The following is a 16,799-nucleotide window of genomic DNA, read 5'->3' on the forward strand; positions in this document are numbered from 1 at the left end:
GGAGAGTTGAATTGAGCTTCGCTCTATTACATGGCTTCTTGATTTAAGTTAGGCCGTTCATTGATTCAATTTTAAATAGATAACCAATCCTATCTTAATTGATCAATAAACAACTCAACGAGCAAAGCTCAAATTAAATAATTCAACTAAACATCATGAACGAGCGAAGCTCAACTAAACATCATGAACAACAAAGGTAAGCAATATCACATAAGCAAGCGGAACGATTTTTAATCAACATTTGTAAATAGAGCAGTTACTTCAACTAATTGCGCTTTTATATCAACCCATTAAGCCAAAGCGTAATCATTATACTTTAATCGCTATGAAACGACATTATTTCTCTTCTCTCCTATGCATCTTCTTGCTATGGGGATTTCATGAAAGCTATGCCCAGAAAAAAAGTAAGCCCAACATCCTGGTCATCTGGGGCGATGACATTGGTGTAGCTAATATCAGTGCCTACACTAAAGGTATTGTAGGGTATCAAACTCCTAATATTGATCGGGTCGCTAAAGAGGGTATGATCTTCACCGATTACTATGGGGAGCAAAGTTGTACTGCGGGCCGCTCCTCCTTTATTACAGGACAGAGTGTTTTCCGTACAGGACTTAGTAAGGTAGGTATGCCCGGTGCTGAGCTAGGGCTTAGTGGAGAGGACCCTACGATTGCTGACCTATTAAAACCTATGGGGTATGCGACAGGACAATTTGGTAAGAACCACTTAGGGGACAGGGATGAACACCTCCCAACTAACCACGGTTTCGATGAGTTCTTTGGTAACCTATATCACTTAAATGCCGAGGAAGAACCTGAGCATCCTGATTACCCTAAAGATCCAAAATTTAAGGAAAAGTTTGGCCCAAGAGGGGTTATCCACTCGTATGCCGATGGTCGTATTGAAGATACAGGACCTTTGACCAAAAAGCGTATGGAAACCATTGATGATGAAACGGTGGCAGCGGCAATCAAGTTTATCAAGAAAGCCAATGAAGAAGGAACTCCATTCTTTGTTTGGTGGAATGGTACCCGTATGCATTTCCGTACACACGTGAAGGAAAGTAATCGAGGGGTATCTGGTACACGTACCCAAAGTGAGTATGCCGATGGTATGGTAGAACACGATATGCATGTCGGTGAACTCCTTAAGGTATTGGATGAATTAGGAATTGCTGAGAATACTATTGTTTTCTATAGTACAGATAATGGTCCTCATGCCAACACCTGGCCAGATGCTGCCAATACTTATTTCAGAGGAGAGAAAAACACCAACTGGGAAGGTGGCTGGAGAGTTCCTGCCATGGTAAGATGGCCAGGAACCGTAGAACCAGGGTCTGTATCTAACGACATCATGCACCATATGGATTGGCTACCTACCTTCCTGGCTGCAGCAGGAAAAGATGATATTAAGGAGTCCTTAAAGAAAGGATACAAAGCGGGTAAAAAGTCGTTCAAAGTGCACTTGGATGGATATAACTTCACGGATGTATTAAAGGGAAGTGCTGAGCAATCCCCTAGGGAAGAGATCTTCTACTTCTCCGATGACGGAGATTTGACGGCTTTACGTTTCAATGATTGGAAAATTATTTTCATGGAACAGCGAGTAGAAGGCACCTTGCAAGTATGGGCTGAGCCGTTTATTCCATTGAGGGTCCCTAAAATCTTTAATCTAAGAATGGATCCTTACGAACGGGCCGATGTCACCTCCAATACCTATTATGACTGGCTTATTGACCATGCGTTTATTCTCGTACCCGCCCAAGCCTATGTAGGACAATTCCTGGAAACATTCAAGGAATTTCCTCCGAGACAAGAAGCGGCTAGTTTCTCTGTGGATCAAGTCATGGAAAAACTTAAAACTGCTACCAAGAATTAAATAGTCAATTTCAGAGGATACCTCATCTCACGATGAGGGTCCTCTTTTCTCATACCTCATTTTTTATTTATGAAACCTCACAATCTCTTTTGCTATATCCTTTGCTGCTGTAGTTTATTCCTGGGGTGTAATTCTAAAAAAGCTCCCACAGAAGAGAGTATCTCCACTGTTGCTCCTAAAAAGACTCCTCTCTCCTCCTGGCATGAATCGAAAAGTAAGCAAGCGATCCTCGACTTTGTATCTGTTGTGACTGACAGTAATCATCAAGACTTTGTTCCCATTGAAGATCGCATTGCCGTATTTGATAACGATGGAACACTATGGGTAGAGAAACCATACTATACGCAATTAAAGTTTGCTCTGGATAGAATCAAGGCCACAAGTAAAGAGCATCCAGAATGGAAAAAAGACCCTATCGTTCAAGCTGTCCTTAAAGATGACCTACAAGCGATTCTTAAAGAAGGAGAAAAAGGACTGATGAAAGTGGTAATGTACTCCCATGCCGGCATGACAACTGAAGAATTTGACCAACAGGTAAGCTCTTGGCTCGACACTGCCAGACACCCTAAAACACAGAAGAAGTATACCGAGATGGTCTACCAACCCATGATTGAGCTGATCCATTATCTTCAGGAAAATCAGTTTAAGGTATATATATGTTCCGGAGGGGGCATCGACTTTATACGTCCTTGGGCCTATAAAGTCTATAATATCTCAAAAGAAAATGTTATCGGAAGTAGCTTAAAAATGGCCTATGAAATAACTCCCGAGGGGCTTGTCATTAGTCGTCTTCCTGAGATAAACTCAATCAATGATAAAGAAATCAAACCGGTCAATATCCAACTACACATTGGACAAAAACCTATTGCGGCTTTCGGCAACTCTGATGGTGACTTAGCCATGCTATCATGGACAGCCTCAGGAAAAAATCATAGCCTAATGGCCTTTGTGCACCATACCGATAGCATTCGAGAGTGGCAGTATGATCGGGACAGTCATGTGGGAACATTTACAAAAGGCTTGGATAGTGCCCGTTCCAAAGGGTGGACCTTAATTGATATGCAAAGAGATTGGAAGGTTATCTACCCTTACCAGAAAAAGTGACGATAATCTCCCTTTTCCCATAGCAAGCATCACTACCCCTATTAAGTGTTTGATGTACATTTGAGCATTCAATCACCTGAAACCAATACGATCATGAGAAAAAATATGGGAAATATCGACCGGATTGCACGTGTCATTATAAGTATCATTATTGGTGTATTATTTCTGACGGACGTCATCCACGGAACTATCGGGATTAGCTTGATCGTTCTTTCTGGAATATTTCTACTTACCAGTGTCAGTAGCTTTTGCCCACTGTACACCCTGGTAGGCATGTCTACTTGCTCCTATGAATCCAAAGAATAAATGAACCCGAAACCTGTCTTTTACGCATGAAAGATAATCCCCCTAACAACATTGCTGTAGGGGGATTTTTCATTGTCTAATTTTTAGTGATTCCTTATCAATTTTCAGTGGACAAGCTCTAACAATATGTTTTTAAATTCTTACTAAAGTCAGGGATTCCAAAATCTTTTGCTAACTGAGTAAGAGAAGCACCCACAGTCTCTAAGCCCTCAACATACTCCCATTGCAAAGTAGTCAGCATTCCTTCAATCTGTTCATAAGATACGTTTCGGGTAATTAAAAAGCGTAACCCTCCTCTTTTCATTGGTGCTGCGGGAAAAAATGCCGCATTCAAGAAATAGCCCTGTTTCTTCATTCTCAATAAAATTTCACTAACATGCTCTGGAACTCCCACCGGTATAAAGAACAAAGGGCTATTGTTTTCCACAATTTGAGGAATCCCCAACTCCCTCAATCTTCTATTGGTAAAAGCCACTTTCTCTTGAAGCTCTTGCTGCAAAGCAGGTAACTCAGCAGAACAATGTAACCTTGCAGAAGCCAATGCTGCGCCTAGCATTGGAGGCTGTATTGGTCCACAAAACATCAAGGTACTACCACAATTCTTTACCAGCTTTTTCATTTCCTCATTTGGAAAGACCAGTAGACCTCCTGTCGCCGCATAAGACTTCGCTAAAGACATTACCAATACCATACGATCATGATGCTTGATCTCTGTCCTTACATAACCTACTCCATTTTCTCCTGCCCACCCCATACCATGAGCATCATCTATATAAAGGTGAAACTTCTTATACTTATTTAGAAGTCTTTCCAGTTCTTTCATGGGAGCAAAATCCCCATACATAGAGTAAACACCATCTGCCAAATACCACACGCGATCATACGTTTTGGAAAGTGTTTTTAGCTTCTTTTCCAGTTGCTCCATGTTATTATGCTCTACACGATCGACCTTTACCAATCGTTCCTTCAGTAATTTCACCGCTACCTGCATACTGGAGTGTGCCTGATAGTCCAATATCACGGCATCATTGTCTCCTATTATGGTAGGAATCGTTGCAAAGTGCCCCAGTGTCGTTGTTGCAGCCAAAACTACTGGCTTTTCATAAATCCTGGCAAACAAGGCTTCCAGTTCATCGTACATTCCTATAGACAAGTAAGAACGAGAAGATGAAAACTGTGTACCATACTTTTCTACTGCTTCTTTCGTTTTCTGTTTTAGAGTCGGGTGAAACTCTAGTCCCATATAACTACAGGAACCAAAGTTGACCATAGTCTTTCCTTCAATCCTTACCATTGCATTAGAAAACGCTTGATCTTCTGTTGACTGTTGGATAATGCCTTTTTGTGAAGCATTCTCAATAATTCCATTAATCGTTTTTAGCATAAGTTCTTTTCAATTAATCCGTAAGATATCGTGATAGAACAGCTCTTTAGAAGGACAGTATAACGGGTACCACGCTACTCCTTTCTCAATTCTATCATATCCCGAAGGTTCGGTAGCTCAGGGTACTGAAAAAATAAACTCTGCTAACAAGCTTAAAAACGATCAAAAAAATAGGTACGTACTATTAAAAAGGTCAATTCAGGAAAGCGTACTTCAGTAGAAGTTGTACAATTTATTCACTTTATCTCTCTATAATTCTTTGGAAATAAGTAACTTCACAATTGATAAAAACCAAATATCATGAATTGTTTAAACTGTACTAATGCAAACTGCCTCGTCAAACGCAGCTGTTTTCCACTTATACAAAAAGACTACCCTCTGAATATCAATACCATTAATTGTAAAAAAGGACAAACATTTATACTGGAGGGAAGTCCCGTATACGGTCTATTTTTTATACGCAAGGGAATTGTAAAAGTAAGTGCAACTGGCTATCAAGGGAAAGAACAAATCTTACGATTTGCTGGAGCAGGAGAAATCTTAGGACATAGGGGATACGGCACCGAGGAAGTATATCGAATCAGCGCAACCACAATGGGAGAGAGTGTCATTTGTCATATTTCTAATCAAGACCTGCAACAGCTCTTTAGAGATTACCCTAATTTCACCTACAATATGATGCGCTTTTATGCGGAAGAGCTCAACCGAAGTGATACCAAAGTACGTAAGCTCGCGCAAATGACCGTAAGAGAGAAGGTCATCGACACCATCCTTTATATCAATCGCAAATTTGGTCAGGTTAACCAGCTTCTAAGCCTTACGTTAAGCCGTAAAGAAATTGCTGATTTTGCAGGAACTACCGATGAGCAAGTCATTCGAACCATCTCCTCTTTGAAAAAAGAAAAGCTATTGATCAGTAAAGGACGTAAAATTGGAATTCCTGACATCGATCGATTGAAAAAAGAAATCGCTGAGCATAATTTCTTTTTGGACGCTTGATACACAGGGCGGTGCCCTGTGCTCGCGTTGCCCTGTGCTCGCGGTGCTCTGTACTCTCGTTACCCTGTGCTAGCGACTGACTCCCCGTGCTAACGATGCCTTGCAATAGTGATATCCTGTATTATTATTTATCCTTATTGTCATCTTTTTCTATTTTCACAGAAAACGATGGAGGCCTATATGTTGGAGGAAGGTATTGTTCGGGGATTGTCGTTCTATTCCCATCCCTTTTAGCATGGTACTGTGGTGATAGAATTTCCACTTCTGCCTCATTAAATGCATCCTGAATATTCGCATGCAATTGTGAATATATTTTGGCCGCTTTATCCGCCTCCTCTGTATAGGCATTGAGCTGGTAACTTACATAATAATCGTCCAAACTCGTTTGTAAAATAAATGGAGAGGGATCATGCTTGATATATTCTGTCCCTAAAGCGGCTGATATTAATAATTCATGTACTTGCCTCCAAGGTACGTCATAACCTATCGTAATGGTCGTGTTCAGAATCAGTCCCATGGTACGAGCATTGGCACTATAATTAGTGGTACTTCCATTAAGGATAGCTGAATTTGGAATCGTAATATCCTCATTCTTGATGGTACGAATGCGAGTGACCAATAGGTTTTTCTCCTGCACATCTCCTGTAGTATCCCCAATCTTCACTCTGTCTCCAAGTTGAAAAGGCCGCATATAGGTAATCACTAGCCCTGCGATAATATTGCTAATCGCCGAAGATGAACCAAGTGAAATAAGCAAACCAAAAAAGACACTGACTCCACGAAAAGCGGGAGAATCGCTTCCCGGTAGGTAAGGAAAAATAATCACAAAGGAGAATGCGTAAAGAATCACTCTTAGCAGACTGAACGTAGGAATTGCCCACTCTGGATAGAAACCCGGTAAGTGTAGTTTTTCTTCCTTGACCTCCTTTGCCAGAAAAGCTAAAAAAGTCACTACATAATGTGTTATCGCGAGAATAACTAAAATTGTAAACAAGACAGGAATATAGTCTAGAATAGCTTGAACAAACCTTTTTAATGGATCTAGCACATAATTGATCAAGGTCATGGCGATTCCTTCGGTAGAAGGAAATATTCCAAAAATCACTGGGAGAGTCAAGTAAACCACTAAAGCGATCATAATCCACTTCAGCACTTTAAGTATCGAACGAACGACTTTTGCTTGCTGTCGTTCGGAAAGAAGTTGATAGGTGTTGAACCGGAGGCCCTTCAGGTAACGGCGACACTTTTCCATCGTCCAATCATTGAGACGCGTAAACCCTTTATTCATATACCGTATCCCAAAAAAGAGTAGCAATAGCACCAACAACATGAGTCCTATACGCTGTAGTACATACACCCACCCTGTCTCCTCATAATAGGTAGATACGTGTTTCCGTAGTGATTTCTCAAAATGTATCGCTAGTTCCTCTCGACTATTCGAAACCCAGAAGGCATCCAGGTCTGTTACGCTCATAATAATTGTACTATCGTACATGACGTCGTGACTCTCTACCCCTGCGACAATACTCAGTTTGGTAGAATCAAAAGCTTCTTCCTCTACCAAGGTATTAATCTTTTCTTCAATATTTTGCACACGTTCCTCAGGAGAGAGTGGCCCTAACTTGGAGTAGATATAAAACAACGTATCTGCCCCCAAAACAACGGCAACTCCACTAGTTTCCGCTCTCAAGGAATCTACCCGTTGCCTTATTAAGGTATTATGGTTTTGGAGGGTATCTTGCAGTGCTTCCAGCTTTTCCACCAGCACTTTTCGGTCGGGGCTATCGTCAGACAAGTTGCCTATTTTTATTTCCTGTGTCTTAATGTCTAAACTATCCTCGGCACGTATAGAGTCTGCCATCGTCATGAGACTTTGAATTTGGTCTATACTTTCCTTTAAGGAATCCTGCTGACCGAAAGCTGATAAGGTAAGAAAAAGTAGCAGTACTGTAACCGAATTCTTTTTCCATGAAAATAGCATATTGAAGGCTAGCATAAGTAGAGTAGAAGTAGTCGCTTGTGCTGTATTGACTGGATCAATGCTACAACACGATCGTTAACACTTATTGATTATGCTAGTAAAACACTTTGGATAGGAGTGAAAGTTCAGGCCTAAAAAAGAGTCTTTCCTTAGACCTGTCGCATCATGGCAATGTATCGAGTATGAATAGCCACTAAATCGATAAAATCACGAAATGATTTATCGAGTCTCGGGGCATTTGCAAGCTCTTAGTCCCAAGTCTTTTGCTTTGGCTACGGTATAGGTAAAGATTTCCTTCGTACATCGTTTTGTTAATGCAGCATGCGTCTTACTGTTATGATATACTTTGCTTGTTCCACAACGATACACTTGCGTAGTTCCTGTATTGGAGTGTAAATAGACACTGCCAACTCCACCTGACAATAACAAGAAAGCAGTAAATACTAACGCTAATGTCATTTTTTTAGAACTATTTTTTCTAGGAGTCATCTTAGCTTGATCGCCTCCACATCGTTCCGCATAATACCACTCAATAACACTATTCATAGCTATAATAGTCTTATCTATGTTCCCTTCAGCTAAAAACTGCTCATTACCTGCATGCACTCCTACATTACTTTCCAGTCTTATCGTATTGAATTGTAATATCACGTAATCTGGTAAATAAGGCTTCAAGTGATGAATCTGCTCCGATAACTTATTAGACGATTGCTTGACCCCATATATCACACTCCATTCTTTCATCAAGGTTTCTAAAAGCAAACGCATCTTGAGCAACCCTGCAGGAATATCTCCTCTTTCCTGATGTTTTACTGCCTCACTCAGATTCTTTTCTACAAAGGGAAACTCCTTAAAAAAAGTACTATATGCTGTACTACTCCATTTTTTCTTCATGAAATCGCGCTATAAATACCTAGAATAATGCTACATCTCTTTTAATACTTGATGATACAAACATTTTTAGGATAAATGAAGAAAAATCACTTCTCAATATACTAGTGGACCACGCTAAGTTTTCTGATAGAAATAAAGATGCTACTTGCAAATGGAAAAAGGAGGAAGGAGGAAGAAAGAAGGTATAGGAACCTCTGCTCTGGATAATAATCCTTCATCTTTCTTCCGTAGCAATTGCTATAAGTTTATTTAGCAATCAATCCACTAGTGCTATATGTATAATGTCATTCTTTATTATCCTTATACTCTTTATTTTAAATGAGAGTACTTATAGGAGAGATTTAATCCCTTTTACTTTATACCTATTACCTTTTACCTTTTATCTATTACTGTAACAATGAAAAAAATCCTTATACTATTGGCCTTCTTATGTGTCGGAAGTTATAGCTACGCACAACGCCCTAACCATAAGACCTACTATTCTACAGGAAGTGAATTTATCTTTTCTTTCCCGAATGTCAACAACCTGGAAGATGAGGGAACAGTCATGCGTTTCTCAGCCTTCTTTAACCCTGAGATATTCATTCATCACGACCTTACTAAACAAGTAGGATTCTTTAGTGGGCTAACACTCCGTAACGTGGGGTTTATTATTGACATCCCAGAAGAGCTTGTAGAAGTACCGTCTCAGGATGTACGTAAGAAGATCCGTACTTACAATGTCGGTATACCTCTAGCCTTAAAATTTGGAGCCCTGGATCGATTTCATATGTATGGAGGATATGAACTAGAGTTTCCGATTAATTACAAAGAAAAAACCTTTATCAACGAGAGTAAAGAAGACAAATTTAATGTATGGTTCTCTAGCCGTACCACAACCTTTAATCATTCCTTCTTTGTCGGCTTTGAAACTCCTTATGGAACAGATATCAAGTTTAAATATTATGTCAGCAACTTCTTTGACGATAGTTATGATCGCACCCTAAAGAGTACCTCTCTCCGCTATAGTGACTTTGACGTCAATGTCTTTTATGTCTCCTTAAGCTTTAGGGTGTATCATTTTCTTCATGGTATGTAATTTTGTTTATCGTTTACCGCTTATCGTTTATAAACGATAAGCGGTAAACGATAAACTTAAAGTTTCCTTTCAAACACAGTCACATTATCCAATTGGTCCTTGACCTCCATTCTAAAAACACCTTTCAGGGGTTTGGTTTGATCCTTTTTCAAGGAATAGATCAAATCCTTTTTGGGATCATAGTGCATCAATAAAAATTCTCCATTGAGCGTACAGGTAGTACTTTTTACTCCAGAGTCTTCATCTTTTACCTTAAACTTTAATCGACTAGAGGATACTTCCAATACATTTATGACAGGGGGCACTGTATCTTCTGCAATCGTAAAAGTACCGAAGCCTCCACTTGTAAACTCTATATAATCTCCATTCCAGGTACCTCCTACATAAAAGCGATCTCCTTTAGCACTTAGCTGATAAACCGCTGACTTTTCCTTTTGCTGTAGAGACTTTGTAGCGGGCTTAAATGCTGCCGTAAATTTTCTTCTCAACGGAATCGTAGTATTTCCCACCCATAAGGTATCACCTTTTTGGAGTACCCGAATGTACTCTTTCTGAAATACTGCATTAGGCTCAAATTTGACCGTAATATCATTTTCCTGAAACAATACGGGCTTGTCTTTTTCTACCTGAAGATTTACCTGAGGGATTACTTTTTCATTTTCCACCCAGAATAGATCTGGGATACCATACTTCAAGGCCCATAAGTAGATATTCTTATCTCCTACTCTATAAGCTGGAGACAACTTTATCTTATAGTCTGAGATCAATACATTAGCTGCTTCTCCCATCTTTGCAGGCAATACCACCTTCAAAGTATTAGCATAACGCTCACAGCCCACCGTAACAGGTGCCACCTTATCCAAGGATAACACATGATTTCCTGCAGTTCCCTTCAAACCAAAGGACAACTCTCTCATATTATCAAAGCTATCCCATAATTTAAGCACTACTTGATGCTCCCCTCCATCCTTGATGTCCAAGATACCTGTTAAATGTTCTTCCGGATAAATGGGCAACTGATTGGCTTCTGTACGATACAAACGTTGGTAACGGTCTCTATCCTTGCGATAGCGCTCAAAGTTAACAAACGTATCCACAAAGGTATTCATATGAAAAGGAACACGGTCAATCACGTGTTTATACTGTATTTTACCATCTAGCCAAACTTCAATACGGTTGATTCCAAACTTATTGAAGCGGTTGTTATCCGCCTTGTCATAGGTTTGTATCTCAAAGGCTACTTTACCAAAAACCTCTGGCGACCTTACTAACTGGTAAGCCTTTCCATTTCTTGTCACCGAAAAATCACTCGTTTCATATTGTCCTTCTACCCTCGCTTCTATATTCATCGGAACAATACTCAAACGCTGTATGGTTGGTGGAGTCGTATCCTTAATCTCCTTGAAACCAAACTTCACTGGATTCATCGGACGTTGCTCCATATCCCTGATCTCAAAGTGAAGATGTGGTCCTCCGGATGAACCTGTATTTCCTGAGTAACCTATTATATCTCCTTTCTTAAACATAAAGGTTCCTTTTCCGGGATATAAATCTACTGAAAAACTATTGCGCTGATATTGTTGCTCAAGAACATAGTCTGCAACTACTTTGGTAAAACGCTGTAAGTGAGCATATACAGTAACCTGTCCATTCTCATGCTGCAAATACATCACATGTCCATATCCATAAGGTGATACCCTGACTCTATTCAAGTAGCCATCTGCCGCTGCATAAATCGGCAATCCTTCTATCCCTGAGGTTTTGATATCCAACCCTCCATGAAAGTGTGTTCCCCTGATTTCCCCCATCGTTCCAGCGAAGGCATTCACTTGATTTGGGCGAACCGGAAACATATAATACCCTGGTTGATACCCCTGTTGGGCCGAAAGTAAAAAGGGGTATAGTAATAAGTTAGTTATCAAAAAAATAAAGTATCTGGACATTGGTTTAGTTTACTTCTATGAATGGTTACACATATATACTAGGAAAGAAATAAAGATAACTTCCTCTCCAGAATCAATCAATAATCACACCTATTTCTTTTCTAAGCCTCCATGTGAGGATATAAAAAAAAAGCCCGACAGAAATTATCCGTCAGGCTTCTTTTTGTATAGATCTTTCGATCAACAATTATCCAAGTTTAAAGGCGATAGGTAATACCCTTCTGGATTTTACTGCTCTACCTCTTTGCTTACCTGGACTCCATTTCTTGGCTTTTTTCAATACACGTACTGCTTCTTCGTCACAACCAGCACCAATACCTCTAACTACTTTAATGTCTGTCAGGCTACCGTCTTTGTCTACAACGAATGATACGTATACTTTACCTTCCACACCCATACGTCTTGCTTGCGCAGGATATTTCATGTTTTTACCTACCCACTTGTAGAATGCACCAAGTCCTCCAGCAGGTTGAGCTTCTTCCTCTACAATCTCGAAGATCTCATCTTCTACTTCCTCTTCTTCTGGCTCAAACTCCTCAATTACTGCATCCTCCTCTGGTTCTTCGAAGAACTGGATATCAAGGTCTTCCTTAATTTCCTCCTCATCTTTCACCTCTTGGATCTTAGGGGCTGTAATTTTTGGTGGTGGAGGTGGTTGTTGTTGTGTTGGAGGAATTTCAAATGTTTCCTCTTCATCCATAACCAATGCACCTGCCGTTTCCTCTTGAGATTTTTCATCATAAGTAGGATACTCAAATGCCACCAATGTGATCAACAAACTCAAAGACAATCCAATCAACATCAATAAAGAAGAATACTTGGAAACGTCTACAGAGTTGTACTTCTTTACCAAAGTATCTGACGCATCGTGCGCTTGTTTTTTCTGCTCCAGGATATCGCTTCCAGCCTTTCTAATCAGAGATCTGAACAAGAAAATCAATCCTACAATCAGAAGCACAAATATCGCCAAGATACCCGAAAGACCTAACTTGCCTAGTACTTCTACAAACATTAGATAATAATTTAATAGTACGTAAATTAACTATACTGCTAATTAATCACTTCCGTTACAAACGTAATCTTCTTAATAGATTAGTATGTATTAGAAGATTTCTTGAAACTTTTCAAGCTTTCACTTCGTAGAGTACAAATGTAACTTACCAAAATCAAACACTCAATGATATTTATCAAATCTTCAATAAGAAAGCGTTCGCACTCTATTTACATTTTGTAAAGTTAGCATCTTACTATAAAAATTCAAAGAATAAGCTATACAATACAGTTGAAAATAAATATAGCCCACTCCCCTGCAGAATATAACTAACTCATTATAAAGCTATTCTTAAGCACTGCTTCAGGCATTTTATTTTATCGCTTGCTTCAAGAAGTTTAGTAACTGTTCTACTTCTGTATCCTCAATAGCCGGAAAGTTAGCCATTCTCAAGGTATGTGGCTTCCATTTCCCATATCCATTCCCCAAGGTGATCCCCGCAGCTACTGCTTCTTTCTTTAGCTTATCAATCTTTTCAGGAGCTGCTGTAATTGCCGCAACAGTCAATGAACGTTGGCGACGTGATTCAATCAATAATTGATATCCATACTTGACCAACTCCTCATTGACCCACATCATACGTTCTTTAAGGTGATTGGCAACTTTGCGAATAGGCGCTCGCTGCTCCATCACTCTTTTCAGCAGATAAATGTCGAGAATATTGGGAGTGTGCGTAGTTTGATAGTTCAGCATTTGTTCATGGATATGCAAAAAACTATTGTAATGCTCCCGATGATTTAACCGTTGCGCCTGCTCTACGGCAAAGGGAGAACAAACCATCACTGCCAGTCCAGAAGGTAATCCCAAACACTTTTGTACAGAGGCATACCATACATCCGCAGAGAGCCAATCGTGATTTACCCCTCCCATCGAAGACGTCGCGTCTACAAAAATCAAGGAATTGCGGTAACGTTCCCTTACTGCTTTGAGTGTATTTTCACTAACCTTGGTCGCATTAGAAGTCTCATTGCTGGTCAAACACAATATATCAGTATCTGAGGGGACTTGTTTCTGTAGCTGAGTCATTCCCAACTGTCTCTGCAATCCAAATTCCACTCCATATGTATTCGTATACAAACGTCGGCGATATTCCATCCACTTCTCACCAAAAGCTCCATTATATAGGTGTAGACTATTTAGCTCAGCAAAAGACTGGGACAAGATCTCCCAACATTCTGTGGCTGAAGAAGTAAAATAGACATGATAGTTCGAGGGAATATCCAAGCGGTCCTTTACCAAGGCCACGGTCTCTTTGCAAAGGTTGATAAAAGGCTGACTTCGATGATTCTGAGATAATATTCCTTCATCCATCGCATCGGCCATAAACTGCTTAATTTCAGGGTATACCTTAGAAGGCCCTGGATAAAAAGTCATCATGGTTCCTTATTTTTTCTCAAAAAACTGTAAAAAAGCTAAACTTTTCACAGTGATTTTGGATATTTATTTTAGCAAAACATTTTCGGTTTGCTTATCTCTTACTCTATAAACTAACAACATTCTTTCCCTCATGAATCGCACTTTATCTGGTAATTCCTTGGCTACGACAACTGAAAAGCAACTAAAAAAGAAAAATACCTTGTACTTGGTTTTGGGAAGTATATTCCTTACCAATGCCTTGATTGCTGAGATGGTAGGCCCCAAAATCTTCTCTTTGGAAGCGCTACTCGGAACTGCTCCTGCACAGATTGCATTACTAGGAGAATTTACCCTTGACTTCAACCTTACTGCGGGTGTCGTAATATGGCCTATTGTATTCATCACTACAGATGTGATCAATGAGTACTTTGGTAAAAAAGGGGTCCGACAAATCTCCTTCTTAACAGCAGCCCTTATTGCCTATGTATTTATTGTACTGGGAGCTGTAACGGACTTGCCTCCAGCTCAATTTTGGCTAGACATCAACAATACCGATAATGCTGGAAACCCATTCAATATCAATGAGGCTTTCAATAAAACCTTTCTACAAAGTCAACGTATCATTATCGGTTCCCTTTTTGCATTCCTCATCGGGCAATTTACGGATGTAATCACTTTTCAGTGGCTTCGTCGATTTACCCAAAGCAAAAAAATATGGCTGAGAGCGACTGGTTCTACCCTGATTTCCCAATTGATTGACAGCTTTGTTGTCTTGTATATTGCATTTCATGCCTTTGATGGCCCCTGGAGCTTTAAGCAAGTAATTGCTGTTGGTATCATCAACTACATTTACAAATTTATCATCGCAATCATCAGTACCCCACTGATTTACCTTGCTCACTACCTGATAGACCTCTATCTCGGCAAAGAATTTGCGAGACAACTAGCAGAAGATGCTGCTGATTCAAAGTTATTTGGAAAATAATCCTTAATTTGTGAACCATCTTTGCAGGTGCAACTATCCATCACAATGGGTAGTGGCATCAAAGATATTTTTTCTAATACTCCAAACAATTTGCCAACAAACCTAACCAACGCGGCCATGAGCTATCAAAAGAAAGACCTATATCAACTAGATTTTACGGGGTTGTACGAAATCACTGCAGGCAATACTGACTTTATGCTTAGCTTGCTACAAGTGATCAGTACAGGGCTAGACCAGTACCCTCAAAAACTCAAGCAGGCTTTGGATAGCCAAGCGATCGAAGATTTTGCTTCCATTGCTCATAAGTACAAGTCCAGTACTGCTTATCTACACTTTGAAGACCTACAAGGTTTACTGAGTGAACTCGAAAAAACCGCTGTATATAACACTGATCTCTACCTAAAACATCAGATGGTAGAAGAGCTCTCCCATTTTGCCCTTGAGCAAGTCATGCTTAAAATACAGGAGCTATTACTAAAATAGCCCCCCTCTTTTATCTGTAGGCAGAACACCCTGATTAACAATAGAATTACCCTATAAAGAACTGAAGAGATTAAATCTCCAACAACTTTCTTTTATTCTAAAAAATTACTGTATCTTTGCAGCCCAAAATTTTAAGAATGGGGAATCATTCTATCATACTGCCGAGTTCTTAATAAAAGAACGTGAGGGCAGCATTATTTTAATTCATACAATTATGGCAGATAAAAAACAGCAAAGACCTTCCTCAGGGAAAAGCCGTAAAAGCGGTGCAAAACCTTTTGAGCAATTCATGAAGAAAAAAGGTACTCAAGAGGAAAGTAGTCCTTCCAGAGGGGGAGGTTTCAGCAAGAAAAACACGCAACGCTCTGCTCCAAAGGCAAAACCAAAAGCCCATGGTAGTCAAGAACACGCTGAAGCGCCATCTTATAACTTTGCTAAAATCAGACAAATTGAGAAAGAACAGCAAACCGCTGACCAACTCGACAAAAAAAGAGATGGTATTCGTCTCAATAAATATATCTCCAACTCTGGGGTGTGCTCCAGAAGAGAAGCAGACAAGCTGATTGAACAAGGGGAAATCACAGTAAACAACGAAGTAGTTAAGGAACTCGGCTATAAAGTAAAAGGAAAAGACCTCGTTCGTTACAAAGGTCGCGTACTTAAGCGTGAGAAACTCTTTTACGTATTATTAAACAAGCCTGCCGGATTTATCACAACCACCAAAGATCCTAAAGAGCGTAAGACTGTGATGAACCTGGTAAAAAATGCCTGTGAAGAACGTATCTATCCAGTGGGACGTCTAGACCGTGCCACTACAGGACTACTATTATTTACCAATGATGGAGAGTTTGCCAAGAAAATGGCCCACCCATCTAACGAGACGCAAAAGGTCTATTACGTAGAACTAAACAAGCCTCTTTCAGAAGAAGATGAGTATACGATCCGTATGCGAGAGTTCGAGTTGGAAGACGGACCTGTAGACCTGGATGGTCTATCGGTAAATGCTGAGGATAGAAGACAAATTGGTATAGAGCTACACTCTGGTCGTAACCGTATTGTTCGTAGAATCTTCGAACACTTCAATTATACCGTGGTTAAACTAGACCGTACCGTACTCGGTGGACTTACTAAAAAAGACCTTCCGAGAGGTAAGTGGAGATACTTGGACGAGCAAGAGTTAATCAACCTGAAGTACCTGGATAAAGGAAGTAGATCTTCAAAGAAAAAGAAGAAGAGATAATATAAGAAGGCTAGCCGTGAATGGTTGGCCTTTTTTGTTTTGCAAAATCCACCCGCTTTGTTGAGGCGGCTTGCGCCGCTGGTTGAGTGACACTACGTGTCGTTGAGGAGCCCTTCGGG

Annotated in this window: 14 protein-coding genes; 8 read left to right on the forward strand and 6 right to left on the reverse strand. The window is 40.0% G+C overall.

The window, feature by feature from the left end:
• The first annotated feature begins 325 nt into the window (after window positions 1-325).
• The 3 genes from ABD985_RS12650 to ABD985_RS12660 all read left to right on the forward strand — a co-directional run bounded on the left by ABD985_RS12650 (window position 326) and on the right by ABD985_RS12660 (window position 3,286).
• The gene (locus ABD985_RS12650; protein ID WP_345372272.1) at window positions 326-1,876 is read left to right on the forward strand and encodes an arylsulfatase; all 1,551 of its coding nucleotides are present in this window, start codon (window positions 326-328) and stop codon (window positions 1,874-1,876) included.
• Between the two features lie 69 nt (window positions 1,877-1,945).
• Window positions 1,946-2,980 carry an HAD family hydrolase gene (locus tag ABD985_RS12655; protein ID WP_345372273.1) on the forward strand — a complete coding sequence of 345 codons (1,035 nt, stop codon included), beginning with the start codon at window positions 1,946-1,948 and terminating at the stop codon, window positions 2,978-2,980.
• Between the two features lie 93 nt (window positions 2,981-3,073).
• The gene (locus ABD985_RS12660; protein WP_345372275.1) at window positions 3,074-3,286 is read left to right on the forward strand and encodes a YgaP family membrane protein; all 213 of its coding nucleotides are present in this window, start codon (window positions 3,074-3,076) and stop codon (window positions 3,284-3,286) included.
• A 118-nt stretch (window positions 3,287-3,404) separates the two neighbouring features.
• Here the strand turns inward: ABD985_RS12660 and ABD985_RS12665 are convergent, their stop codons facing one another.
• On the reverse strand, window positions 3,405-4,670 hold the full coding sequence (locus ABD985_RS12665) for an aminotransferase class I/II-fold pyridoxal phosphate-dependent enzyme (RefSeq protein WP_345372276.1): 1,266 nt from the start codon (window positions 4,668-4,670) through the stop codon (window positions 3,405-3,407).
• Window positions 4,671-4,970: 300 nt separating this feature from the next.
• Between ABD985_RS12665 and ABD985_RS12670 the strand changes: the two genes are divergently transcribed.
• The gene (locus tag ABD985_RS12670) at window positions 4,971-5,669 is read left to right on the forward strand and encodes a Crp/Fnr family transcriptional regulator (protein WP_345372278.1); all 699 of its coding nucleotides are present in this window, start codon (window positions 4,971-4,973) and stop codon (window positions 5,667-5,669) included.
• A 124-nt stretch (window positions 5,670-5,793) separates the two neighbouring features.
• Here ABD985_RS12670 and ABD985_RS12675 read toward each other — a convergent pair whose 3' ends face one another.
• Together ABD985_RS12675 and ABD985_RS12680 are read right to left on the reverse strand one after the other, a co-directional pair.
• Entirely contained in the window at window positions 5,794-7,665 is a 1,872-nt protein-coding gene (locus ABD985_RS12675) for a mechanosensitive ion channel family protein (RefSeq protein ID WP_345372279.1), read from the reverse strand.
• A 204-nt stretch (window positions 7,666-7,869) separates the two neighbouring features.
• A complete protein-coding gene (locus ABD985_RS12680) occupies window positions 7,870-8,544 on the reverse strand; it encodes a hypothetical protein (RefSeq protein WP_345372280.1) in 675 nt (224 codons plus the stop codon).
• A 397-nt stretch (window positions 8,545-8,941) separates the two neighbouring features.
• Between ABD985_RS12680 and ABD985_RS12685 the strand changes: the two genes are divergently transcribed.
• Window positions 8,942-9,622, forward strand: coding sequence for a hypothetical protein (locus tag ABD985_RS12685; RefSeq protein WP_345372282.1), 681 nt, complete (start codon window positions 8,942-8,944; stop codon window positions 9,620-9,622).
• 56 nt (window positions 9,623-9,678) lie between these two features.
• On the opposite strand, the gene ABD985_RS12690 is transcribed toward ABD985_RS12685, so the two are convergent.
• From ABD985_RS12690 to ABD985_RS12700, 3 genes are all read right to left on the reverse strand, one after another.
• Window positions 9,679-11,565, reverse strand: a complete 1,887-nt coding sequence (locus ABD985_RS12690) for a M23 family metallopeptidase (protein WP_345372284.1) — start codon at window positions 11,563-11,565, stop codon at window positions 9,679-9,681.
• 187 nt (window positions 11,566-11,752) lie between these two features.
• Window positions 11,753-12,577 (reverse strand): energy transducer TonB, encoded by an 825-nt coding sequence (locus ABD985_RS12695; protein WP_345372285.1) that lies wholly within the window; start codon window positions 12,575-12,577, stop codon window positions 11,753-11,755.
• Between the two features lie 351 nt (window positions 12,578-12,928).
• Window positions 12,929-13,993, reverse strand: coding sequence for an aminotransferase class V-fold PLP-dependent enzyme (locus tag ABD985_RS12700; protein ID WP_345372286.1), 1,065 nt, complete (start codon window positions 13,991-13,993; stop codon window positions 12,929-12,931).
• Between the two features lie 130 nt (window positions 13,994-14,123).
• On the opposite strand from ABD985_RS12700, the gene ABD985_RS12705 reads away from it, so the two are divergent.
• The 3 genes from ABD985_RS12705 to ABD985_RS12715 all read left to right on the forward strand — a co-directional run bounded on the left by ABD985_RS12705 (window position 14,124) and on the right by ABD985_RS12715 (window position 16,680).
• Window positions 14,124-14,957 carry a queuosine precursor transporter gene (locus ABD985_RS12705; protein ID WP_345372287.1) on the forward strand — a complete coding sequence of 278 codons (834 nt, stop codon included), beginning with the start codon at window positions 14,124-14,126 and terminating at the stop codon, window positions 14,955-14,957.
• A 117-nt stretch (window positions 14,958-15,074) separates the two neighbouring features.
• A complete protein-coding gene (locus ABD985_RS12710) occupies window positions 15,075-15,440 on the forward strand; it encodes an Hpt domain-containing protein (protein ID WP_345372289.1) in 366 nt (121 codons plus the stop codon).
• Between the two features lie 214 nt (window positions 15,441-15,654).
• Entirely contained in the window at window positions 15,655-16,680 is a 1,026-nt protein-coding gene (locus ABD985_RS12715; RefSeq protein ID WP_345372290.1) for a pseudouridine synthase, read from the forward strand.
• Window positions 16,681-16,799: the final 119 nt, after the last annotated feature.

The sequence above is a fragment of the Algivirga pacifica genome (assembly GCF_039543525.1).
GTDB classification, from domain to species: Bacteria; Bacteroidota; Bacteroidia; order Cytophagales; family Flammeovirgaceae; genus Algivirga; species Algivirga pacifica.

Excerpts from the sequence above, each read along its gene's own strand:
- ABD985_RS12665 (WP_345372276.1), bottom strand. The coding sequence starts at position 4,670 with ATGCTAAAAACGATTAATGGAATTATTGAGAATGCTTCACAAAAAGGC.
- ABD985_RS12655 (WP_345372273.1), top strand. The coding sequence starts at position 1,946 with ATGAAACCTCACAATCTCTTTTGCTATATCCTTTGCTGCTGTAGTTTA.
- ABD985_RS12695 (WP_345372285.1), bottom strand. The coding sequence starts at position 12,577 with ATGTTTGTAGAAGTACTAGGCAAGTTAGGTCTTTCGGGTATCTTGGCG.
- ABD985_RS12700 (WP_345372286.1), bottom strand. The coding sequence starts at position 13,993 with ATGATGACTTTTTATCCAGGGCCTTCTAAGGTATACCCTGAAATTAAG.
- ABD985_RS12680 (WP_345372280.1), bottom strand. The coding sequence starts at position 8,544 with ATGAAGAAAAAATGGAGTAGTACAGCATATAGTACTTTTTTTAAGGAG.
- ABD985_RS12715 (WP_345372290.1), top strand. The coding sequence starts at position 15,655 with ATGGCAGATAAAAAACAGCAAAGACCTTCCTCAGGGAAAAGCCGTAAA.
- ABD985_RS12690 (WP_345372284.1), bottom strand. The coding sequence starts at position 11,565 with ATGTCCAGATACTTTATTTTTTTGATAACTAACTTATTACTATACCCC.
- ABD985_RS12670 (WP_345372278.1), top strand. The coding sequence starts at position 4,971 with ATGAATTGTTTAAACTGTACTAATGCAAACTGCCTCGTCAAACGCAGC.
- ABD985_RS12675 (WP_345372279.1), bottom strand. The coding sequence starts at position 7,665 with ATGCTAGCCTTCAATATGCTATTTTCATGGAAAAAGAATTCGGTTACA.
- ABD985_RS12660 (WP_345372275.1), top strand. The coding sequence starts at position 3,074 with ATGAGAAAAAATATGGGAAATATCGACCGGATTGCACGTGTCATTATA.
- ABD985_RS12685 (WP_345372282.1), top strand. The coding sequence starts at position 8,942 with ATGAAAAAAATCCTTATACTATTGGCCTTCTTATGTGTCGGAAGTTAT.
- ABD985_RS12705 (WP_345372287.1), top strand. The coding sequence starts at position 14,124 with ATGAATCGCACTTTATCTGGTAATTCCTTGGCTACGACAACTGAAAAG.
- ABD985_RS12710 (WP_345372289.1), top strand. The coding sequence starts at position 15,075 with ATGAGCTATCAAAAGAAAGACCTATATCAACTAGATTTTACGGGGTTG.
- ABD985_RS12650 (WP_345372272.1), top strand. The coding sequence starts at position 326 with ATGAAACGACATTATTTCTCTTCTCTCCTATGCATCTTCTTGCTATGG.